Below are 22,555 nucleotides of genomic sequence, written 5' to 3'. Positions count from 1 at the left end.
GTTCAGCACTGATAATGCTGCGCATCGTGTTGATGTAAAATAAGGGGTTTAGTATGGCAAGTATCATGGATAAACTCATCACAATCGCATTAGTGGTTTCTGCAGCGGTAACGTTGTGGGCGGTGATAACACCAAATCACCTTTACGTCGGTTAAGGGTAGCTTTTGTTACTCTCACGAGGGCTAGCGGCCCTCACCCTCACCATTTTATTCTCACTCTCTCTCCATGCTGAATATTTATATAAAGATGATGTTGTCAAAAATCCTCAATTTTCCGAGCAAATCAATGCTATCGGTGCGGAACTCAAAGCTAAAACGGGCGTATCGCTTTATTTGGTAATGGTACGTGATACCGACGAAAATCAGAGTATTGCCGATTTCGAAAAACAACTCTCAACAGAGCTCAAAGAGCCTGCGGTAATTATGACGTTTATCGAACTTAAACAAAAAGTTGATATTTTGGCACGCCCCGTCTCTTTATACGAATATTTTAACAAATCTCAGGTCTTAAGCCCGAATGCAACCTTCATTGGCTCCGTAGTGAGTGCCGTGATGTTTGCACGCAGTTTTGACGAAGCTGCAGAATTAATTAGCAACAGAGGCGGGACAGTGCTGCCAATTTTGGCAGAACGTGCCAAGGGTGCTGAAATCGTCTCCAAATACTCTGTAGCAATGTTTAACGGCTATTCGGATGTCGCTGAGCAAATTGCTGCTAAACATAACGTTACCTTAAGTTCATCAGCGGGTAGCGGAAGTAAAAACTTCATTGATATTTTGCGAGTCATTTTTTACGGTATCATTCTTTTTGCTATCTTTAAATATGTACGTGGGAAATTCTTACGTAAAAAAGAGGGAAAAGAGAATGTTTAAAAACCCCGGAACAAAGTGGCCGATTATCATTGCAGTTTCTATTGCCGGTGTTATCGGTGCTTGTGTATGGACGATAAAAGTTGCACTCAATAATCCGGTCGAATTGTCCAACTACGGGATGCAAGGGTATCATGAGTATGATGCCAATGCGAACGAAATTATCAATGCTAAGATTGCCTTCGATCAAAATTACACGATTGCCTTTTTAACACCTCAGATCAGTGAAAAAGGTTCAATTCTTGAATATAAAGTGAGTGATAAATCGGGCAATGCCGTTAATGATGCAAAAGTTGACGTCATCCTCACACGTCCGGATATTAAAGAGTTCGATATGAATCTCAGTAATCCAAGCGTGGCAGAGGGGAAATATACTTTTGAGCCTGTCGATCTTCCTAAAGCGGGTCGTTGGGATATCATGGCAAAAGTCTCTGTCGGAACCCTGCAACGTTACTACAACCTCAAAGCGGATACTCGTAACCCGGTTATTTCCGAGTTTTAATCTTCATTACTATATCTTCTCCCCTTTAGGGGAAATTCACTACAATATCCATTATCCACGTTTTATAAACTGACCTATTTTTTATTGCTTAAAACAAGAACGGGTAAATGCAGCACAATTGAGGTAAATTTCGAATGAACAGAGCATGTATCGTATATCCTACCGCGCGATGTATTCGTGAAGCGGTTGCCGCTTCGCAGGAGTGTTTTCTCCCCGCTATGATGAGTATGGGAGAGTTTCTTTCGCGTGCGTATGTATCGGTCGGAAAAATAGCTCCGGATGAGGATTTACGTCTTATAGCGATGCATGAAGCGAGCGATTTTTCGGCTTTTACCGCCTTGAATATTGAACGCAATTTTTTCAGTTTTATTCAAAATTCGGAGTACCTGTTCCGTTTTTTCGAAGAGCTTTCTTCCGAAAAAGTTTCCGTTGAAACACTGCAATCCGTCGATGTGTACGGGGAGTATGAAGAGCATATCGCCATTCTCAAAAGATTACGGGAGCGCTATCGCGAGATCTGTCTACGAGAGGGATGGGCGGATAGGATATTCAGTTCGGATACGGTGACGCTTCAGAATGACTTTTTGTCTAATTTTGACACGATTACCATTGTGGTAGAGGGATATTTGAGCCGTTATGAGATTGCATTGCTGCAAGAGTGTGTAAAACTTGTCAGAGTGGACCTGCTTTATACGACAACCGCGTACAACCGCAAGATGACGGCACGGTTTGAGGAGATGGGATTTAATCTTCGGGAAGGGAAAGAATACCGTTTGTCTCTGAGCGACGCAACGATTGTCAGTGAACAGCCTCTATATCAAAATCGTGATGTTGTATGCGAAGTGTTTCATACGCGACTTGCCCAAATCGGATTTATAAAAGCCTCGGTCGAAGCGTTTGTCGAAGCGGGGATTGCTCCTGAAAAGATTGCCGTCGTATTGCCGGATGAAGGGGCGGCGCAGATGCTAAAAGAGTTTGACAGCGAAGGGAACTTCAATTTTGCGATGGGTGAACCTTTCAGCAATAGCGCTTTGTATCGGGATTTGGAGAGTATTACCCTCTATTTGGACGAGGCCAACGTCTTGAACCGTGAGCGTATACGAAATATTAAATCCGCAACAATCGATTGGTTCCGACTTCATTATCCCCAAAATTTTCATTTTTCACAGCTTGAAGCGCTATTGGAGATACTCCTTGCAGAAGAGAGGGATGATGAATCGATCGAAGTGATCCGAGATGAATTGCACCGCTTCATCCATCTGCGCGAATATCTCGAAAAGATGGATTTTAGAGCGGTATTCCGGATTTTTATGAATCGATTGCGAAATCAGACCATTGATGATACACGGGGCGGAAAAGTCACCGTAATGGGATTGCTGGAGACGCGGGGTGTAGCATTTGAGGGGGTCGTCATTATCGATTTTAATGAGGGGTATGTTCCGCATAAAAGCGAAAAAGATCTTTTTTTAAATACCAAAACACGTGAATATGCCGGATTGCCGAGCGCACATGACCGGGAATCGCTCCAAAAGCATTACTATTCCATCCTCTTTAACCGCGCCAAGAGGGTCGTAATCGGATGCGTCCAAAATGCAGAATCGGTACCGTCGCGATTTTTGCTGCAATTGGGGATTAAAAGCACGCCGTCGCTTTATCGGTACGAAGAGGTACTGTTTCCCGCCGCGAGTTTCAGCGATCGGGTTGTGGAATCGATCGAGGGGGAATACGATTTTACAGCGAAGCCGTTATCGGCGAGCGGGATTAAAACCTTTCTGACCTGCAAGAGACAATTTTATTATCGCTATATTGCCCGCCTGAAGGAGCATGAGTTGCCGCGTGATTTGTCCCAGGAACGGGATATCGGCAATGAATTGCATAATGCGCTGGAGAGACTCTATAGCGATCATGATCGGTTTGACTCTGCCGTGCAGATCAAAGAGTCGCTCCGCACGTTATGGGATGATGCAAAAGTCGATGATCCGCTGGAGCGTCATATGAAACGTCTATGGCTGGATAAACTGGAGCCTTTTTATGCACATGAGGTGTCTCGCTTTGATTCAGGGGTTCGGGTTCTCTATAACGAAAAAGAGGTCAATGTCGTCGTAGAGGGGATTACTCTGACGGGGCGAATCGACCGGATTGATGAGCATAGCGGCGAACTTGAAGTCATTGACTACAAAAGCGGCAAATATCCCGATACGGACAAAGAACCAAAAGAGGGGGATGTCGATTATCAGCTCAGCGTTTATGCCCTTTTAGCCGGAGAGCTAGGCAAAGTAAGAGGGTGCGGCTATTATGATCTGGGAAAAGGGGAATTGAAAACCGAGCAGTATCTGGAGGCCAAAACGGCTAAGCTGCGCGAATTGCTCGCTCAGATGGCGTCTCAAAAAAGCTGGGAGTGGGAGATGTGCGAGGACTTGAACCGGTGCCGCTACTGTCCGTATGTCTATATGTGTCACCGGGAGGTTATGCGTGGAATTTGAACCTTTTTTAGCCTTTGAGGCGAGTGCCGGCAGCGGCAAGACGTTCAACCTCGTCGTCCGTTATCTGAGTCTTCTGTTTATGGGAGAAAGTCCATCCTCGATTGTGGCGTTGACCTTTACCAACAAAGCGGCCAACGAGATGCTGGAGAGGGTCATCATTACGCTCGAAGAGCTGCCGCAGCGAAGTGAGCTAGCCCAAATAGCACGCCTAAGCGGGATCGACGAAGCGACGATTTTAGAAGAGCGCCCGAAGGTGCTGGAGCGTTTTTTACGTTCCGATATCCAAATCTCTACGATAGATAAATTTTTCGGCCGTATTTTACGAAAATTTGCTTTGAATGCAGGGCTGATGCCCACGTTTAAAACGATTCAAAATCACCATGAGACCAAATTGCTTGAACGGTTTTTAAACGAAGTAGAGGTGACAAAGTCGGTCGATGCGCTGGTTCATCTGTCGATTTTAAGCGATAAGCGGCTCGGCGATTTGTTTACGCTCCTCTCCGGACTCTATTCCAAATACAAAGAGCTGGATTTGGATGCGTATGAGCGGGTCAGTGTTCCGGAAGATTCGATAGCGATTGCGATGGATCTTTCTCGCGAGCTCTCAACTCTGATGCAGACGAAACCCCTCAGCGACCGCGCCCGTAAAACGATGCAGATAGAGAATTTCGAGTCGCTGCTGGAAAAAACATGGCTCACGAAGCCGAGTTTGGAGTATTGGGATTTTAAAAAAATCTATGAGCCGTATATGGATGAACTCCTCCACGGTATCCAAAAAGCGGTTGCTTCTCAGATGCGCCGTCGGGAGATCCTCTACTTCAAAGAGCTGTTTTCAATCTTGAAACTCTACATCAAGAGCCGTCAGGCCATGTCGGTGCAGAGCAATGAGCTCAGTTTTGATGACATTACCCTCAATGTCCATACTTTGCTGCGGGAGAAGCTGGAGAGCGAATTTCTCTATTTTCGGCTCGATTCCCGTCTGAAACACCTCCTTCTGGACGAGTTTCAAGATACCAGTGTGATCCAGTTCGATATTCTCCGTCCGCTGATTGAAGAGATTCGCTCCGGCGTCGGAGTAAACGAGGGGGGGAGCTTCTTTTTCGTCGGGGATGTCAAACAATCGATTTACCGTTTCCGCGGCGGGGTGAGTGCATTGTTTCACCAAGTGGCCGAATTGTTCGATGTACGGGTAGAACCGCTGCGGGTCAATTACCGTTCCCGAAGTGAGATCGTCAATTTTGTGAACAGGGCATTTGATGGGAAGATCAAAGGATATGTCCCGCAAATGTCTCCGGATGCCTATGCCGGCGGATATGTGGAAGTGATCACAACCGCTGACCTTCTGGAAACCTTAGGGGCTCGGGTAGCGTTTTTGATCGAAAAAGGGGCGGTTGCGGAAGAGATCGCGGTTTTAACGGCAACGAACAAAGACGGAAGTGCGGTAGAAGAGTATTTAAGTGCGCATGGGTATGACGTGGTGACAGAGACCACCGCGCGGCTCATAGCACAGCGGAGTGTGCGTGCGATTATTGAATATTTGCGCTATTGCTATTTCGGCGAGGAAATCTACCGCTCGAATTGTGCCGCGTTACTAGGACTGGAGAGCGGGAAAATCGAGCGCTCATCCGTCATCGAGATGGATACGGCAGTGATCGCATTTGTCCGCAGGTACAAGATCGCCGATAAAAGTGCGTTGATGTTTATCGAAGTGCTTCGGGGATATCGGGATATCGAAGAGGTGGTTTACGAGATCGATCGACTGGAGACGTCTTCACCGCAAAGCGATCTCAAGGGGATCCGTATCATGACCGTCCACAAATCAAAAGGGCTGGAGTTTGAACATGTATTGGTAATGGATCGGCTGGGGAATGCCCGTTCGCATAGCGATTCCATTGTCTATGAGTATGAGGGGGCACAGCTTCGGGGACTGCATTATCGGATAAAAGGGCGTGAAGCTCTCGACCCGGTCTATGAAAAAGCGCTGGAAACTGAAAAAAAAGCATCGGATGAAGATCAGCTCAATGCTCTCTATGTTGCCCTTACACGCGCTGTCGAATCGCTGATCGTCATAACCAAAGAGAAAAGTTCATGGTTCAGTCCCTTGGAACTGTCGGTGGCTGAGAGGGGTGTTTTGGATATCGAAGAACGTCCTGTAGAACCGGCAGTATCGCAAAAAACATTGAATTTCAAAGCGCTGCAGTTCGGACGGCAGGAAGAGACCCTCCGTACACCTAAAGAGGCGACGCATGATTATGCAGCGGTTCAATTCGGATTGGCTCTGCATTATACGTTGGAGATGATGGGTGACTTTACGTCCGTTTCACTCGATTCCGCACTGGAGTCGACGCGCAACCGCTACGGCGCAGTGCTGCAACGGGGTGCTATGGAAAAGATCCAAGGGCGTATTGGGAAGTTACTGGAAGACGAAACGTTTCGGCATCTTACGCAGGGTATATGGCGCAAAGAGCAGATGATACGCCATAAAGGCGCTCTCGGCGTCATCGATCTGTTGGTAGAGAAGAAAGACGGATGGGTGATTATCGATTACAAAAGCGGTCGTGAAGAAGAGGAAAAGCACCGTGATCAGATACGTCGCTATGTGGAGGCGATCCGCTCTTTGACCGCCGGTGAAGCAGCCGGGTATCTGTGCTATCTTTTGGAAGACGGAATAGAATGGATAGAGTGCTTATAAAAAACTTAATTTAAGCAGACTATAAGTTTATGCTGGTACAATTGCGCCACTATTTATAGAGACTTTAGAAGGAGACTCAAGATGAAATTTACTAAAATTGCTTCACCTGAGCAAATCGACCGTAAATGGGTTTTGATCGATGCAGAAGGGAAAACATTCGGTCGTTTGATGACTGATGTTGCTGCCCGTCTTCGCGGAAAAGACAAACCTTATTTTACCCCAAATGTTGACTGCGGTGACTTTGTTATTATTATCAATGCATCTAAAATCGTCATTAATGGCGGCGGAAAATTGGCTACAAAAGAATACCACACGCACAGCGGTTACTTCGGTAGCGTTAAAAGTGTAAAAATGACAGAGCTTTTGGCGACTAACCCAGAAAAACTCTTTAAACTCGCAGCTCGCGGTATGCTTCCTAAAACAAAATTAGGTCGTGCGATGTTGAAAAAACTAAAAGTCTATGCAGGTGCTGAACACCCACACTCTGCACAGATCGCTAAGTAAGGATAAACGATGGCAAAAACGTATGCAACCGGAAGAAGAAAATCTTCGATCGCTAAAGTATGGCTTGCTCCGGGTACAGGTAAAATCACTGTAAACGGTCTTTCTCTCGACGCATGGCTCGGTGGTCTTGAAGCGAAGAAATTGCGTGTTACTCAACCGCTTTCTTTGACTAAACAAGATACATCAGTCGATATTACTGCGACAACTACCGGCGGTGGTTTCTCAGGACAATCGGATGCACTTCGTCATGGTATCTCTCGTGCTCTTTGTACGTTTGATCCTGCATTCCGTGTTGTTTTGAAACCGTACGGTATGCTTACTCGTGACTCTCGTATCGTCGAGCGTAAGAAACCGGGTAAACGCAAAGCGCGTCGTTCTCCTCAATTCTCAAAACGTTAATCGTTTCCTCCTCAGGCTTTCTGGGGAGTTCTTTCCTCTTTCTCTTTATCACAATTATATAGCAATCTAAAATTATTTATTCATTTTTATTATACTTTAAGCTGCCGCTTATAAATTACCCAATAGAATCTGCGATGTTTTTAATACAAGGACTTGCAAAATGTTTTTCGGAAGTGGCCATAGGCAGATAGAGGTAGAACCTCTCAATGCAAAAATTGCAGAATATGAACGGGAAAATGAGCAACTGCGGTACGAGGTAGAGAGGCTGAAGGAAGAAAACAGCCGTTTCAATGAAAGTGCTGCCATGTCGGAACTGGTCCGTCATTTGACGGATGAATTGACCAATGCGTGCCAGCGTGATTTGACGATATTGCAAAAAGATCTTTCTGAAAATGTCAAAGAGCTTGAAGAGATTGAAGTCCTTAACAAAGACAATCATGCCAATGCAAATGAGATCAACGAAGAAATTGCAGCCCTCCTTCAAACACAGGAGGAACTGATTGGCAACATTACCGAAAACTATGGTTCGGTTTCTCAGTTGAATGAGAGTGTCGGGTCGATTTCTCAAGTGATTAACCTGATTAAAGATATTTCCGACCAAACCAATCTGCTTGCTCTGAATGCTGCAATCGAAGCGGCACGGGCTGGGGAACACGGACGCGGATTTGCCGTCGTTGCCGATGAAGTGCGAAAGCTGGCCGAGCGTACCCAGAAGGCGACTCAAGAGGTGGCCATGAGCGTGCAAAGTCTCAAACAAAATGCGGTTGAAATTCATGAACGCTCCAGTGTTATGGAGAGTATTTCATCGGTGTCGAATGAAAAGTTGGAGCGTTTTCGACTGGCATTGATGGATCTTGGCTCCCGTACAGGAGCCATCCATAACGACTCTACCGATGTCCTTTATTCTGTCTTTATGGTTCTTGTCAAGCTTGACCATCTCTTATTTAAATCAAAAGGGTATAAAAGTGTCTTTACCCTTAAAGTTGAAGAAGAATTCGCCGATCATCATCACTGCCGTTTAGGCAAATGGGCTGAGGGGGGCAAAGGGTCAGAAATATTCGGATCAACATCCAGTTTCAATAAATTAGAAATGCCGCATAAAGCAGTCCACGACAATATATTAGCCGCAATTAATTGTGTCAAATCTAATACATGTGTTCAGGAATCGGGAAATATCCGAAAATATTTTTCCAATGCGGAATCCGCAAGTCAGGAAGTTATTAAAAGTCTGGGTGATATGTTGATGGAAGAGCGTCAAAGCCGGCAAAGACTTTAGTCTCTTGTCCGGTTGCTATTTATTGGCGCGAAAGAGTTTTTTGTTATAGATATCATCCATCACGGTAACAAAAGCGAGCGCGTCTTTTTCGAGTTCGACATCGTGTTCAACAGGTTTGAGATGTTCACCTTCGTAGATAAAGGTCAATGGCTCTTTGTTAGGTTGAATAATGGCTACTTTGTTATGATCGCGCAGGGCAAAAGTATCATTGAACATCATCAGTGAAACTTGGCGCAGTTTATCACTGTAAATCGAATGTCCCAGAACAGGGTAGGTGAGATCAACACCCAGCAGATCGAGGGCTGTTGCCAAAACATCCGGCTGAGTTGCGATTTGGTCAAATTTCTGCGGTTTAAGACCATCCGTAATAATCAATGCGGGAATATGGAACATATTGACCGGTACCAAATCATCCCCGTAGACACGGATATTATGGTCGGCGACGACGACAAAGACCGTATCTTTGTAATAGGCCTCTTTTTTAGCCAATTCAAACAGTTTACCGATAGCGAAGTCGGCATATTTGACCGCATTTTTGACGCTTTTACGCGGTTCCCCTTTAATAAAATCAATTTTTCCGTCCGGCAGTTCGAACGGAGAGTGGTTCGAAGAGGAAAACATCACGCTGACGAATTTCTCCCCGTTGGCCGAGTAGGATTTAAACTTCTCATTGGCTTTTGTCACCAAATCTTCATCACTGACTCCCCAGGTACTGACAAAGGCTGGATTGCTGTAATCTTTTTGTTCGATCACTTCATCGAAGCCGTTACCCATATACCAGCTGCGCATATTGTCGAATCGCCCCTCTCCGCCATAAATAAAACATGATTTGTATCCTAAGGGTTTCAGTAACGATCCCACTGTGAAAAAATCGCTTTGGGACTTGTTTCGTTTGACGACTCCTTCCCCGGCAATCGGCAGCCATCCTGACGTCATTCCGGCAAGGCCGCGGATACTGCGGGTCCCATTGCTGAACAGGTTGGTGAATGCCAAACCTTCATGCGAAAGTCTTTCCATATTAGGTGTTACGCTTGTCTCTCCCCCGCTGAATCCGACAAACTGGCTGCCGAGCGATTCTTGGATAAAAATGACGAGATTTTTAGGTTTTGGAGCAGGAAAATGGGTTGGTTCCATGCGGCTGAAAGGAATTTCGCCTCCCAATGGAATATTGAGTTTTTCGGAAACTCTCGCATAGGCATCTTTTAAATCAATCTTGCCGTAGCTTTTGATCAGATCCCCTGATTCTTTGGTATAGCTGTAATAAGCATATCCGATGCCGTACAGGGAGTTTTTGGCGATCTCATTGGCCATCCGGTTGGTACTGTAAAGGGCATCAGAGATATTGGCGGGACGGTGTCCCAATGAGGAGCGGATACCGATAAAAAGAAGGGCCGCGATAAAAGGGAATAAAAGCATCCGTTTCCATAAGGGAGTTTGAATCGCTTGAACGAGACGCAGAGGCGAAAATCGAAGATAAGCCCAAGCTGTCATCACTAACATCAAGAATGCGGCGATGAGCTGCAGAGGATACTCTTTGAGGATCATGGACGATACCTCTTTGGGGTATTTCAGGTATTCAACAAAAAGATAGTTGGGGCGGACATCGTATTGTGCAACAAAAGGAAAAGTGGCATTTTCGACATACAGAGCTATTAATAAAAAAAAGAGGACGTAGCCGTTGATCAAACGACTGACAGCTTTAGCTGCTATTTGCGGCGTGATAGCGAGTAGAATCGCCGGAATGATCAAAATAATCGAGGTCGCCATCGTGTCGAGTTTCAACCCGTACAAAAAGGATAAAAGGGATTCAGTGAACGTAATATCGCCTAGCCGGTCAAAATAAAGACCGTATAACCCAAGCCGTCCGAGGAAAAAGAGTGCGATAAAGAGGAAATAGATTTTGAGAAGTTCTCGGGTCATGTAGTTTAATCCCTGATAAAATGATGTGAAGTTATAACACAGGATTGCTAACAGTTTGAATTAGCCGCTTATTATCTATTAGAGCTTATAATTCCGTCTTTAATATGGGAGAACATATATGTTCAATTGGTTTAGGACTCCTCGCAGTAGCTGTACAGTTACGATTGCGGTTGCATTATTTTTGGTTATTTTTGCAAACGGGGCATTTTTCAAACATGTATTGGAAGTGTATCCTCCATCCGGTGGAAATATTTTGTTTGTTCTATCCGTCGCGATTGTACTGCTGTGCGTCACGGTGATTACGCTGACCCTTCTTGGCTGGCGCAGTACACTTAAGCCGGTCCTGATCGCCGTTTTGCTGGTGACGTCGATGGCCGCGTATTTTATGGATGCTTATGACGTTGTCATCGATACGCATATGATTCAGAATATGCTGGAGACCAATGTTAAAGAATCTGCTGATCTGCTGAGTTTCAAACAGCTTCTTTATTTTATCTTGTTGGGCGTGATCCCCTCGGTGATTGTTTATAAGATACCGATCCTTCTTGTGCCGCATAAATCGACCATAATGGGCAAGGCAAAAGTGATCGGTATCGCATTGGGTATTATCGCTGTACTTATTTTTTCATTTAGTAAATATTACACTTCGTTTTTCCGGGAGCATAAACCGCTCCGCTATTATGCAAATCCTACCTTTTATCTCTATTCGCTGGAATCCTATATCCAAAAAACATTTTCTCACCCATATACCGGACTGACGCATATCGGTGAAGATGCCTCTATCACAGCCACAGGGGAACCTCGAAAGTTGATGATTCTTGTGGTCGGTGAAGCGGTACGATGGGACCATTTCGGCTTGAATGACTATTCGCGTGATACAACACCGCTGCTTCGCAAAGAGGATGTCGTTAACTTTACCCAGTTTACGTCATGCGGTACGGAGACGGCAGTCTCGGTTCCGTGTATGTTTTCCTCATTTGGACGGGAAGGTTATGAAAAAGAGAAAGCACTTCATACCGAAAATGTGTTGGATGTACTCAACCGCGCCGGAGTCAATATCCTCTGGCGTGACAATAACTCCAATTCCAAAGGGGTGGCAGATCGGGTAACGTACGAAGATTATCAGACCTCAAAAAACAATACGGTTTGCGATGAAGAGTGCCGTGATGAGGGGATGCTGTTCGGATTACAAGAATACATTGAGGCCCACCCGAAAGGGGATATCCTGATCGTACTGCATCAGATGGGCAACCATGGTCCCGCATATTACAAACGCTATACCAAAAAGTATGAAAAATTTACCCCGGTCTGCAAGACCAATCAGCTCGAGCAATGTACAACGGATGAAATTACGAATGCGTATGACAATACGATTCTTTATACCGATACGTTTTTGAGTCAGGCGATCACCCTTCTAAAGGAAAATGATGATCGTTTTGCGACCGGAATGTTTTATTTGAGTGACCATGGCGAATCGTTGGGGGAAAATGGTCTTTATTTGCACGGATTCCCCTACGCCATTGCACCCGAAGCTCAAAAACATGTTCCGGCGGTGATGTGGTTCGGTAAGCAGTTTAAAATCGATAAATCTAAAATGATGGCAAGCGCCAAGCTTCCTCAAACCCAAGATTCACTCTTCCATACTCTTTTGGGATTTATGGAGGTCAATACATCGGTTTACCAGCCGGAACTTGATTTATTGCATGTCGCCCGCTAAAAATATTGGGGTGACCGCCCTTGTATTAGCCGTGACAATCCTTTTTTTCGGGTTGAGCGGAATGGATATATGGGTTCAAAAACATTTTTATAATCCGCTGACGCATCGATGGATACTCGATAGCGATAATGCAGTTCTTCGATTTATTTTTTATGACGGGATTAAACGTCTTTTGATTATTGTTGCGGTTCTTTTGCTCTTTGGACTGATACTGGGGTGGAAACGTCCCTGGATGAAACCGTATCGGCGAGGATTGATGATTGTGGTGTTATCTTCGATTACCGTTCCTCTTTTCGTCGGTTCGTTAAAAGCGGTTACCAATATCCCCTGTCCTAAAAATCTTGATATCTTTGACGGAACCTATCCTCATACCTGTGTCTGGGAAAAATATTCAAGCGAGTTTTGTCACACAGAGAAGCAAAAGTGTTGGCCGGCAGGGCATGCAAGCGGAGGGTTTGCTCTACTGTCTCTGTTTTTTTTATTTCAAACCCGAAAAGCCAAGCTGGCAGCGGTTTACGGGGCAATGGTGATCGGCTGGAGTATGGGGACGTATAAGATGCTGATCGGAGATCATTTTTTAAGCCACACCACGATCACGATGATTCTGGCATGGCTCATAATTTTGCTGATTGCACGGACCGTTGACTATGGGATAGAAAAAGGCAAACCGGATTAGGCGGTATAGCTATCTTTGAGCTTCTATTTTTGTATGCATTGATGCATAATAGTAGCGTATTTTATATGAGTTTTTAAAATGCTATAATCCTATCAAAAAAATAGGCTGAGATTGAAATTTTTACTCCTTATTTTGCAGAGCGTATGGCTGATCGCTTCGACGCTCCACCTCAGTGCCTCCTCCAATCCCGCGCGGCTCAATCCTCTGATCGCGACCGATTCCGCAAGCTCGTCCATTGCCGGATTTTTGTTTAATTCATTGGTGAAATACGATGAGAGCGGACAGAAAATTATCGGCGATCTGGCGGAGTCGTACCGCTTTGTGACACCGACCGTCATAGAGTTTAAACTGCGTCACGGAGTGAAATGGCATGACGGAAAATCGTTCACTGCCCGTGACGTCCTGTTTACCTATGAATTGATTCAATCTCCGAAAACGATCACCCCTTATGCGTCTGATTTCAGGGTTATCAAAAAGGTGGCGGCGATCGATGATTATACGGTGCGCGTGACGTATGAAAAACCGTATTTCAAAGCATTGGAGATCTGGATGATGGGGATCGTCCCGCGTCATATCCTGAGCCGTGAAAACGATATTATGGGTTCTTCCTTCAACACGGCCCCTATTGGAACCGGACCGTATGTCCTCAAAAAACTGGAGTTTTCCAAACAGATCGTTTTGGAAGCGAACCCCCATTATTTCGAGCATCGCCCTAAAATAGATAAGATCGTATTTCATGTCATCAGTGACCCGATGACACGGTTTTTGATGCTGAAATCGGGACAAATCGACGTAGACGCCTTGGAACCGATGCAGTATGAGCGGCAGCTGGACAAATCGTTCCATAAACGTTTCGCCACGTTGGAGCTTCCGTCGCATACCTATACGTATCTGGGGTTTAATCTCAGACTTAAAAAATTTCAAGATCCGAGAGTCCGTGAAGCGCTCTCCTTAGCGATTGATCGAAACGCCTTGATCGATGTATTGTTTTTGCGGCACGGCAAGGTGTGTACCGGCCCTTTTTTACCGGGAAGCAAAGGATTCAATGACCGAGTCAAAGCACCAGAACGCAATCTTGCGAAAGCCAAAGCCCTTCTTCGGGCCGCGGGCTATAATGCATCGCATCCGTTGGAATTTGAGATCGCTACCTCCAATTCCAACGCTATCCGCCCATATGCCGCCGAAATTATGCAGCGGCAGCTGCTGGATGCGGGGGTCAAAGTTACCCTTCGGGTGATGGAATGGCAGGCTTTTTTGAATACGGTTGTATCGCCCAGAAAGTTTGAGACCGTTTTGTTGGGCTGGTCGCTCTCGCTCACCCCCGATCCGTACGCACTATGGCATAGCGATAGTGACGTACCGGGTGGATTTAATCTTGTCGGATACCACTCGTCACAGACAGACAGACTGATAGAAAAGATGGAGGGGTCCACGGATCCTGAACGTATTGCCGCATTGCAGCGGCAAATTTTTGCGCAGATTGCCGGGGATAACCCCTATCTGTTTTTAGTCATTCCCAACGCAATCAATGTCTACAGCCGACATATTTCGGGCATAAAACCGAGTATTAACGGTATTTGGGAAAATTACATCGATTGGGAAAAAAATGAAAAACAGTAGGCAATTTTGGGCTTTCCGCCGAGGACATTGTGCCCCCTGCGAGTAAACACAGCGTTAGCGCAGCCAATCGGGATACATTCTGATGGCGTTTCTAAAAGGATATGAATGAAGCCAATAATTTTATTTGATTTAGACGGGACATTGATCGATTCTACAGAAGCGATTTTGGAAAGTTTTTATCATTCGCTTAAGGTACATGCCTTGGGATTGGAGGTTACCGATTCCATGATAACTTCGCAGATAGGGCATCCGCTGGAAGTCATGTTTGCCGGAGTCGGTGTCGACAGTGGGTTAATCGAGACACATGTGCGTACCTATAAACTCTATTATCGTGATATTTCCCGCCAAAAAACCTTTCTGCTGCCCAACTCTCTTGAAGCCATACGGGAAGCTTCGGAATTTGCGAGATTGGGAATCGTCACGACCAAAACGGGGGTGTACTCACGAGAGCTTATGGAGCATTTCGGTGTTATGCATTATTTCGATGTTTTGATCGGCTTTGAAGATGTCGAAAATCGCAAGCCGCATCCCGAACCGATTCATAAAGCGTTGGAAAAAATGGAAAAGAGCGATAAGGGAATATGGATGATCGGAGATACCCGGCTTGATGTAGAAGCATCTCATCGTGCCGGGATCGAATGTGTAGCGGTTACAAGCGGATATGATAATGCGGAACAATTATTAACATTAACAGATATTATAAAATCTGATGTGCTCGAAGCGGTCCGCTACATCGCTCAGCGGGGATGAAAGTAACAGTTTTCCTTTCTATTCGGAGCTCATGGAAACTGAAAAGCTACATTTAAGAGCAACTTTCATAGAATACACGTATTGATAAAATTCAACTTAAACTTAAGTCAGAGGGAGATTTCATGCTAGAAATTCGATGGCATAGTCGAGCCGGACAAGGTGCCGTAACAGGTGCAAAAGGTCTAGCAGACGTTGTATCCACCACCGGTAAGCATGTTCAGGCATTTGCGTTTTACGGATCAGCGAAACGCGGAGCAGCTATGACGGCGTATAACCGCGTCGACGATAAAGTGGTTATGAACCACGAAAAATTTATGAGACCTGATTACGTTTTGGTTATTGACCCTGCATTGGTATACGTAGCGGACATCACGGCGAATGAAAAAGATAATACTATCTATATTGTTACGACCCATATGAGCACGGATGAGCTTATTGCTTCTCAGCCGAAGTTGGAAGGGAAAAAAGTCTACACCGTAGACTGTATTAAAATAGCCCAGGAAACGATCGGAAAAGCAATTCCGAATACACCGATGTTGGGTGCATTGATGAAAGTATCAGAAATGTACGATATCGAGTTTTTCAAAGAGAGTATGGTGAAAGTTCTTAAAAAACTTCCCCAAAAAATTATCGATGCTAACATGATCGCGATTCAACGCGCGTATGATGAAGTGAAATAAGGAGCACATGATGGAAAAACAAGGATGGGATGGGTTCGAAATCGGTGCCATGCTCCGATCATTTGACGGAGCGACACGGGATATTGCAACAACGCTTCCTGAAAATCGCCCTTATTCGGTATCAAATTCATTTACGGCCAGTGTCGCTGACTGGCGTATTGAAAAGCCTTTATTTAACAAAGACTACTGCATCGATTGTCAGTTTTGCTGGATCTATTGTCCGGATATGTCGATTATCGCCCGCGATAAAAAAATGATCGGAATTGATTTTGATCACTGTAAAGGGTGCGGAATCTGCGTCGAAGTATGTCCGACAAATCCAAAGTCATTATTGATGTTCCCGGAACAGAAAGATGAAGAAGCTGCCCTTGCCGAATGGCCTAAAAAAGAGAAAAAAGACCAATCAGAAGAACCAAAGGAAGACTAATGGCTGATACTATGGAACTACGCGATATTGAAGTCTGGGATGGTAATATGGCAGCAAGCCAAGCACTTCGTCAAGTGCAGGTTGATGTTGTTGCCGCTTACCCGATTACTCCATCGACTCCTATCGTAGAAAATTACGCCGGTTTTACGGCAAACGGCTATGTAGATGGCGAATTTGTTATGACAGAATCTGAGCATGGTGCAATGTCATGTTGTATCGGTGCCGCAGCTGCGGGCGGACGTGTAGCGACTGCTACCAGTTCACAAGGTTTCGCTCTCATGGTTGAGACCCTTTATTCTGCATCAGGAATGCGTTTGCCGATCGTTCTTAACGTCGTAAACCGTGCTATCGGTGCACCGCTGAACGTAAACGGCGACCACTCTGATATGTACATGGGTCGCGACAGCGGTTGGATTCAGCTCGATTCGTATTGCCCGCAAAATGCGTATGATTTGAACTTTATTGCTTTCAAAGTATCGGAAGATCACGATGTCCGCTTACCGGCTATGGTTCACCAAGACGGGTTTATGACATCCCATACAGCGCAAGGTGTTCACACTATCAGCGATGAAGACGCTTTCAATTTCGTCGGTGTTTATAAACCGATGAATGATATGCTCGATCTTGACCATCCGGTAACCCACGGGGTACAAACGGAAGAAGATTGGCATTTTGAACACAAAGCGCGTCAGCAGCATGCTTTGATGACAGCGGTTATCCCTAAAATCCAAGCAGCATTTGACGATTTTGAAAAATTGACAGGCCGTAAATACAACATTGTTGAGTCTTACGATATGGAAGATGCGGAAGTGGCAGTCGTCTGTATGGGTACATCGGTTGAAACGGCACGTGAAGTAGCTGAAGAGATGCGTGCGCAGGGTATTAAAGCAGGTGTTGTCGGTATTCGTGTATTCCGTCCATGGCCGTTGGAACAACTTGCGGCAGTGCTCAAGGATGTAAAAGCTATCGCAGCATTGGATCGTTCAAGCCCGCATGGTACCGTAGGGGCCCTTTTCAATGAAATTTCAGGGACATTGTTCAATACGGATACGAAAGCGGTTCTGACGAACTACATCTACGGATTGGGCGGACGTGACTTGACCAAAGCACACTTAGTGAGTATCTATACAGATCTCAAAGCAAACGCGGATGCGGGTAAAGTTACCACTCCATTGCAACAGTACATCGGTCTACGCGGACCGAAACTCTCTTTTTTCTAAGGGGCTCCTATGTCAGAAATTAAAAAAATTAAAAACCTCAAAGATTTTTCCACTTCGGCGGATCGCTTTGAAGGGGCCAACCTTCTTTGCCCGGGCTGTGCCCACTCGATTATTGTTCGTGAAGTCTTGAACGCAACGAACGATGATTTGATTCTTGCGGCATCGACAGGATGTTTGGAAGTTTGTACGGCAGTTTATCCGTATACTTCATGGGATGCATCATGGATCCACATCGGATTTGAAAACGGTTCGTCTGCGGTAGCAGGTGCGGAAGCAATGTATAAAGCGCTTAAAAACAAAGGGCGCCTAAAACAGCCGGATCGCGTACCTAAGTTTGTTGCTTTCGGCGGAGACGGTGCAACTTATGATATCGGTTTCCAATGGATTTCAGGATGTTTCGAACGCGGGCACAACATGATGTACGTTTGTTTGGATAATGAAGTCTATGCAAATACCGGTGGACAACGTTCATCATCTACACCGATCGGTGCATCGGCAACGACGACTCCTGCCGGACGCGTGAGCTACGGTGAGAAGAAAAACAAAAAAGACATGATGGGAATTATGGCGGCACACGGTGCTCCATACGTCGCGCAAGTCGCTCCGAACAAATGGAAAGATATGGTCGCAAAAATCCAAAAAGGATTTGCAGCAGAAGGCCCGGTTTTCATCAATGCGATGTCGGCATGTACAACCGAGTGGAAATTTGCACCGGAAGATACAATCGCGATTTCTGATTTGGCAACCGATTCATTGGTATTCCCATTGTATGAAATCATTAACGGTACAGAGTTGAACATCACTTACCGTCCGAAAAATATTATCCCGGTACGTGATTACCTCGGTGCGCAAGGGCGTTTTAAACACCTTTTCACCAAACAATACGAATACCTTCTCGATGAGTGGCAAACACGCGTCGATAAAGAGTGGGAACGTCTTCAGCGTCGGGAAGAGGCTCGTGTCTAAAGACACGAACCCTCACGCCTTTTTCACCTCTTTTATACAACCGTTTCTTGGAACTCTCTTTGCTTTATCACTGTCAATAAAACAATTATGGGATGAATAATGTATCGTATGACTTACAATCACACCGGAGTGACCGGATGTTCAGCGCGCGGAATAGCCAAGCGTGAAAGTGAGCAGGAACTGCAAGAACTGGCAGAACAGCTAAAAGACTCAATTTGCAATGTCCGCATTGAAAAAATTAAAGACGAAATAGATAAAAACCTTCCTATGGGAATATTCGTCAATATGAAAAAACTCCGTTAGCTTATTTTCTAACTCCATCATGGCGTAATAAGAATTGGCTTCACTCTTTCTTTCAGGCTCCTATATATAATGCTCTGACGGAGATCGCGGAAATAAAATATTTTTTTTTATTTTATACAATTATTTTCTCATAAAACATTTGTACCATAGTCTGTGAGTACAAAAGAAAGGAGTGGTAATGTATAAAAAAATATTTCTAGGCCTCTCATTAGTGTTGGTAGGAATCATTTCAGCCATCATCATAAGCGGGTCTTTGTTTGCGAAAAGTACCGTAGAGTTGGCAGATGCTCAAAAAGATGCATTGCTTTTTATGTATCAGGAGGAGAAACTGGCACGTGATGTGTATATAGTTCTCGGGCAGAAATATCCGGCGGCCAATACTTTTGCAAATATTCAGCTCTCAGAACAGCAGCATATGGATGCCGTCGAAAAGCTCTGTGTGAAATACGGGGTTGACATCTCTCAAGTGGATGAATCGGCTATCGGTGTTTTCATCTTGACGGATCTTCAAAACCTTTACAATACACTCATCGCACAGGGATCAGTCTCATTGGATGAGGGGCTAAAGGTTGGGATAACGATTGAAGAAAAGGACCTTACCGATATCGTGACCTATGAGGAAGGGATGCCGGATGATGTGGTGAAAGTATTTGAAAATCTGCGCGCGGGTTCATTGAACCATCTGAATGCCTTCCAAACTGCTCTTTTAGCTGCAGAATGATTGTCTCTTTTGCAGTACAGCATAAGTGTACTGCAAAAATGGGGCAGACCGTATCCATAAAATTTCCAACTAAGTGATTGGGTGTTGTATATTCAATATTCAGTACTCAAATACTCAGGCAATTAACACTTCACTAACACTCTAATGTTATATTTTTCAATCATAAAAAAAAGGTCAAACATGAAAAAAAGTATCAGAGTAGCCATATTGGCACTATTTGTTATTGTAGGGTCCTTGTACGCTAAACCTGCTACGTCTGGCGGATTGACGGATACACAAAAAGCGTCACTGCTCTTTATGTATCAGGAAGAGAAAGTAGCGCGGGATGTGTATATTGTTCTCGGACAGAAATATCCGACCGCAAGTACTTTTGCGGATATTCAGCTCTCAGAACAGCAGCATATGGATGCCGTCGAAAAGCTCTGCGTGAAATACGGGGTTGATATCTCCCAGGTAAACGAATCGGCCATCGGTGTTTTCGTATTGCCTGATCTGCAAAACCTTTATAACATCCTGATCGTTCAAGGATCTACATCTTTGGTAGAAGGATTGAAGGTTGGGATTGCGATTGAAGAGAAAGATATTACCGATATCGTCGCTTATGAAGAAGGAATGCCTGCTGATGTGGTGAAAGTATTTGAAAATCTGCGTATAGGTTCGTACAGTCACCTGAGTGCGTTTCAAGCTGCACTCACCGCTGCACAATAACCGATCCTGATGCAGTACCGTTTGGTACTGCATGATCTCTCATCCCTTTCTACTCATAAATCTATTATCCTGCTAAAATAAGTTTTCTATACTTTAATCAAACAATAATATCATGTAATGGATGCCTTTATTAGGCGAATAATCAAACTTGATAATTCAGAATTCTCCGGAGTCGGAAGATCAATCAAAGGATACAGAATGGGTCAACGCTATTTTCTTGTACTCGATGCGGGGACGGGAAGTATCCGTGCCATAGTCTTTGATACCCTGGGAAATCAAATCTCTGTTGCACAGTATGAGTGGGAACATATCGCTGAAGCAAATGTCACAGGATCGATGGGATTTGATTTTAAGAGCGGATGGGAGCTGGCCAAACGGTGTATCCGCGAATCGATTGCCAAAGCACAAATCAACCCTTCGGAGATTGCCGCTATATCGGCATCGAGCATGCGGGAGGGGATTGTTGTTTATGACGGTGAAAAACATGAGCTTTGGGGTGTCGCAAATGTGGACAGCAGAGCAGGGGAGGAAGTCGCCTATCTCAAAAATACCTATCCGTCATTGGAACAGGAGAGTTACGCCAAGAGTGGCCAAACTTTTGCCCTCTCAGCCGCGCCGCGCCTTTTATGGCTGAAAAACAATCGCCCGGCCCTTTATGAAAAAGCCCGATTTTTTACGATGATCAGTGATTGGATACTCTTCAAACTGTGCGGAGAGTTGGCGTCTGAGCCTTCCAACGCGGGAACGGCGGGAGCATTTAGTCTGCAAAACCGTCATTGGGAAAAAAGCGAGTTCGAGCAATGCGGGCTCAACGATTTGTTTGTTCCGATACGCGAGAGCGGAGAGATTTTAGGAAATGTGAGTGCCCAAGCCTCAGAGGAGACGGGACTGAGCCGCGATACGCTCGTTGTGATGGGGGGCGGTGACGTTCAAATCGGCACAGCCGGATTGGGCGCTTCATCTTTGGGCGATGCGGTAGTCTTGGGGGGGAGCTTTTGGCAGCAGGTAGTCAATATCCCCAGCGATGCTAACCTCGCTCAGGATATGTTATTGCGAGTCAATCCGCATGTGGTCCGGGGAATGTCCCAGGCTGAGGGGATCACCTTTTTTACGGGTCTCGTCATGCGCTGGTTTCGAAACAGTTTCGGATGCGGAAAAAGCTACGGCGAGCTTGAAGCGCTGGCAGCCTCCGTACCGATCGGATCGTATGGAATCACACCAGTCTTTAGTGATAGAATGAATTACGGCGAATGGATACACGCGTCTCCGTCGTTTATCGGGCTGGGGTTGGATGAGAGCAAATACCATATCGGTTCGATGTTCCGCGCGCTGGAAGAGAATGCGTGTATCGTCAGCGCGATCAATCTGGAAAACATCAAAGCTTTCAGCGGAGTTTCGCCGACCTCGATCACGTTTGCGAGCGGGGCTTCCAATGGAGCACTCTGGTCTCAGATACTGGCCGATGTCACCGGCTTGGAAGTAAAAGTCCCGGTAGTTAAAGAGGCAACGGCTCTGGGGGTAGCGATGGCGTGCGGTATCGGTGCGGGAGTCTATAAAAGCTTCGAAGAAGCGGGAAAAAATATCGTCAAAATGGAACGTTCTTACGAGCCGAATTTAGGTAATTATGCAGAGTATCAAGCGATCAAAGAACGATGGATGAAAGTCTATTCCAAGCAGATGGAGTTGGTTCGCGAGGGGACACTGGAGCCGATGTGGAAGGCTCCCGGACTATAGCACGCAAGCATGCGCAGACTTTGTTCCGATGGCGTGTTAAAAAGAATAGGCTTTTTCGTCGAGGAGGTCTAGCTCTTCAGTATATTTATCATCGACGAACGGCTCGTAATGCGATTTGTAATACGCGTAGTGCTCCGTGTGTTTATGCCCCTCTAACGACTCCTCATCCGCCCAGGATTCGACGGCGAAGAATTTGCACGGATTGGTTTGGGATTGAAAAATGTAGTAAAACAAACACCCCGGCTCTTTGAGTGAGGGTTCTACCATATCTTCGAGCAGTTTTTTGACCGTAGCAATATGCTCCTCTTTGGCGATAAAGGTCACTTTTTTCGTAATTTTCATATTTTTCCTTTTTTATTTAGTTTATACGCCATCGGAATACATCCCGATT

General features: G+C 45.4%; 21 protein-coding genes and 1 pseudogene. 20 read left to right on the top strand and 2 right to left on the bottom strand.

Annotated elements, in window-relative coordinates; all coding sequences use genetic code 11:
* Positions 1–164 precede the first annotated feature (164 nt).
* The 8 genes and pseudogenes from WAO38_RS08830 to WAO38_RS08795 all read left to right on the top strand — a co-directional run bounded on the left by WAO38_RS08830 (position 165) and on the right by WAO38_RS08795 (position 8,722).
* Positions 165–869 (top strand): 3-dehydroquinate dehydratase, encoded by a 705-nt coding sequence (locus WAO38_RS08830; RefSeq protein ID WP_422236299.1) that lies wholly within the window; start codon positions 165–167, stop codon positions 867–869.
* On the top strand, positions 862–1,368 hold the full coding sequence (locus WAO38_RS08825; RefSeq protein ID WP_422236297.1) for a FixH family protein: 507 nt from the start codon (positions 862–864) through the stop codon (positions 1,366–1,368). Before WAO38_RS08830 ends, WAO38_RS08825 begins: the two co-directional genes overlap by 8 nt.
* A gap of 134 nt (positions 1,369–1,502) precedes the next feature.
* Positions 1,503–3,851 (top strand): RecB family exonuclease, encoded by a 2,349-nt coding sequence (locus tag WAO38_RS08820; RefSeq protein ID WP_422236296.1) that lies wholly within the window; start codon positions 1,503–1,505, stop codon positions 3,849–3,851.
* Positions 3,841–6,543, top strand: coding sequence for a RecB-like helicase (locus WAO38_RS08815; RefSeq protein WP_422236295.1), 2,703 nt, complete (start codon positions 3,841–3,843; stop codon positions 6,541–6,543). Before WAO38_RS08820 ends, WAO38_RS08815 begins: the two co-directional genes overlap by 11 nt.
* 81 nt (positions 6,544–6,624) lie before the next feature.
* Positions 6,625–7,047 carry a 50S ribosomal protein L13 gene (gene rplM / locus WAO38_RS08810; RefSeq protein WP_299929832.1) on the top strand — a complete coding sequence of 141 codons (423 nt, stop codon included), beginning with the start codon at positions 6,625–6,627 and terminating at the stop codon, positions 7,045–7,047.
* Between the two features lie 9 nt (positions 7,048–7,056).
* The gene (rpsI, locus tag WAO38_RS08805) at positions 7,057–7,446 is read left to right on the top strand and encodes a 30S ribosomal protein S9 (RefSeq protein WP_422236292.1); all 390 of its coding nucleotides are present in this window, start codon (positions 7,057–7,059) and stop codon (positions 7,444–7,446) included.
* A 160-nt stretch (positions 7,447–7,606) separates the two neighbouring features.
* Positions 7,607–8,188: pseudogene (locus tag WAO38_RS08800) on the top strand (methyl-accepting chemotaxis protein); the annotation flags it as partial.
* Positions 8,180–8,722, top strand: coding sequence for a CZB domain-containing protein (locus tag WAO38_RS08795; protein ID WP_422236302.1), 543 nt, complete (start codon positions 8,180–8,182; stop codon positions 8,720–8,722). The pseudogene WAO38_RS08800 and the gene WAO38_RS08795, both read left to right, overlap by 9 nt.
* Positions 8,723–8,737: 15 nt before the next feature.
* Here the strand turns inward: WAO38_RS08795 and WAO38_RS08790 are convergent, their stop codons facing one another.
* Positions 8,738–10,642: an LTA synthase family protein gene (locus WAO38_RS08790; protein ID WP_422236290.1), complete on the bottom strand. Its 1,905-nt coding sequence runs from the start codon at positions 10,640–10,642 to the stop codon at positions 8,738–8,740.
* Between the two features lie 118 nt (positions 10,643–10,760).
* Here WAO38_RS08790 and WAO38_RS08785 point away from each other — a divergent pair, with 118 nt between their 5' ends.
* From WAO38_RS08785 to lsrK, 12 genes are all read left to right on the top strand, one after another.
* Positions 10,761–12,359, top strand: a complete 1,599-nt coding sequence (locus WAO38_RS08785) for a phosphoethanolamine transferase (RefSeq protein ID WP_422236288.1) — start codon at positions 10,761–10,763, stop codon at positions 12,357–12,359.
* A gap of 10 nt (positions 12,360–12,369) precedes the next feature.
* The gene (locus tag WAO38_RS08780; RefSeq protein ID WP_422236286.1) at positions 12,370–13,035 is read left to right on the top strand and encodes a phosphatase PAP2 family protein; all 666 of its coding nucleotides are present in this window, start codon (positions 12,370–12,372) and stop codon (positions 13,033–13,035) included.
* Positions 13,036–13,146: 111 nt separating this feature from the next.
* Positions 13,147–14,655: a peptide-binding protein gene (locus WAO38_RS08775; protein WP_422236284.1), complete on the top strand. Its 1,509-nt coding sequence runs from the start codon at positions 13,147–13,149 to the stop codon at positions 14,653–14,655.
* A 105-nt stretch (positions 14,656–14,760) separates the two neighbouring features.
* Positions 14,761–15,405 (top strand): HAD family hydrolase, encoded by a 645-nt coding sequence (locus WAO38_RS08770; RefSeq protein WP_422236282.1) that lies wholly within the window; start codon positions 14,761–14,763, stop codon positions 15,403–15,405.
* A 122-nt stretch (positions 15,406–15,527) separates the two neighbouring features.
* The gene (locus tag WAO38_RS08765; RefSeq protein ID WP_422236280.1) at positions 15,528–16,085 is read left to right on the top strand and encodes a pyruvate flavodoxin oxidoreductase subunit gamma; all 558 of its coding nucleotides are present in this window, start codon (positions 15,528–15,530) and stop codon (positions 16,083–16,085) included.
* A gap of 10 nt (positions 16,086–16,095) precedes the next feature.
* Positions 16,096–16,512 carry a 4Fe-4S dicluster-binding protein gene (locus WAO38_RS08760; RefSeq protein WP_422236301.1) on the top strand — a complete coding sequence of 139 codons (417 nt, stop codon included), beginning with the start codon at positions 16,096–16,098 and terminating at the stop codon, positions 16,510–16,512.
* Complete coding sequence (locus WAO38_RS08755) at positions 16,512–17,732, top strand: 2-oxoacid:ferredoxin oxidoreductase subunit alpha (RefSeq protein WP_422236278.1); 1,221 nt, start codon at positions 16,512–16,514, stop codon at positions 17,730–17,732. Before WAO38_RS08760 ends, WAO38_RS08755 begins: the two co-directional genes overlap by 1 nt.
* Positions 17,733–17,741: 9 nt before the next feature.
* On the top strand, positions 17,742–18,698 hold the full coding sequence (locus tag WAO38_RS08750) for a thiamine pyrophosphate-dependent enzyme (RefSeq protein WP_422236276.1): 957 nt from the start codon (positions 17,742–17,744) through the stop codon (positions 18,696–18,698).
* A 108-nt stretch (positions 18,699–18,806) separates the two neighbouring features.
* A complete protein-coding gene (locus WAO38_RS08745; RefSeq protein WP_422236274.1) occupies positions 18,807–19,001 on the top strand; it encodes a hypothetical protein in 195 nt (64 codons plus the stop codon).
* Between the two features lie 178 nt (positions 19,002–19,179).
* Positions 19,180–19,722: a DUF2202 domain-containing protein gene (locus WAO38_RS08740; protein ID WP_422236272.1), complete on the top strand. Its 543-nt coding sequence runs from the start codon at positions 19,180–19,182 to the stop codon at positions 19,720–19,722.
* A 180-nt stretch (positions 19,723–19,902) separates the two neighbouring features.
* Positions 19,903–20,430 carry a DUF2202 domain-containing protein gene (locus WAO38_RS08735; protein ID WP_422236270.1) on the top strand — a complete coding sequence of 176 codons (528 nt, stop codon included), beginning with the start codon at positions 19,903–19,905 and terminating at the stop codon, positions 20,428–20,430.
* Positions 20,431–20,628: 198 nt separating this feature from the next.
* Positions 20,629–22,164, top strand: a complete 1,536-nt coding sequence (gene lsrK, locus WAO38_RS08730) for an autoinducer-2 kinase (RefSeq protein WP_422236268.1) — start codon at positions 20,629–20,631, stop codon at positions 22,162–22,164.
* A gap of 36 nt (positions 22,165–22,200) precedes the next feature.
* On the opposite strand, the gene WAO38_RS08725 is transcribed toward lsrK, so the two are convergent.
* Positions 22,201–22,506, bottom strand: coding sequence for a putative quinol monooxygenase (locus tag WAO38_RS08725; protein ID WP_422236266.1), 306 nt, complete (start codon positions 22,504–22,506; stop codon positions 22,201–22,203).
* Between the last annotated feature and the right edge of the window lie 49 nt (positions 22,507–22,555).

The sequence above is a fragment of the Sulfuricurvum sp. genome (assembly GCF_049277495.1).
GTDB lineage: Bacteria > Campylobacterota > Campylobacteria > Campylobacterales > Sulfurimonadaceae > Sulfuricurvum.
Note: the sequence above shows the minus strand (reverse complement) of the source record. Positions and strands in the feature narration are given on the sequence as shown.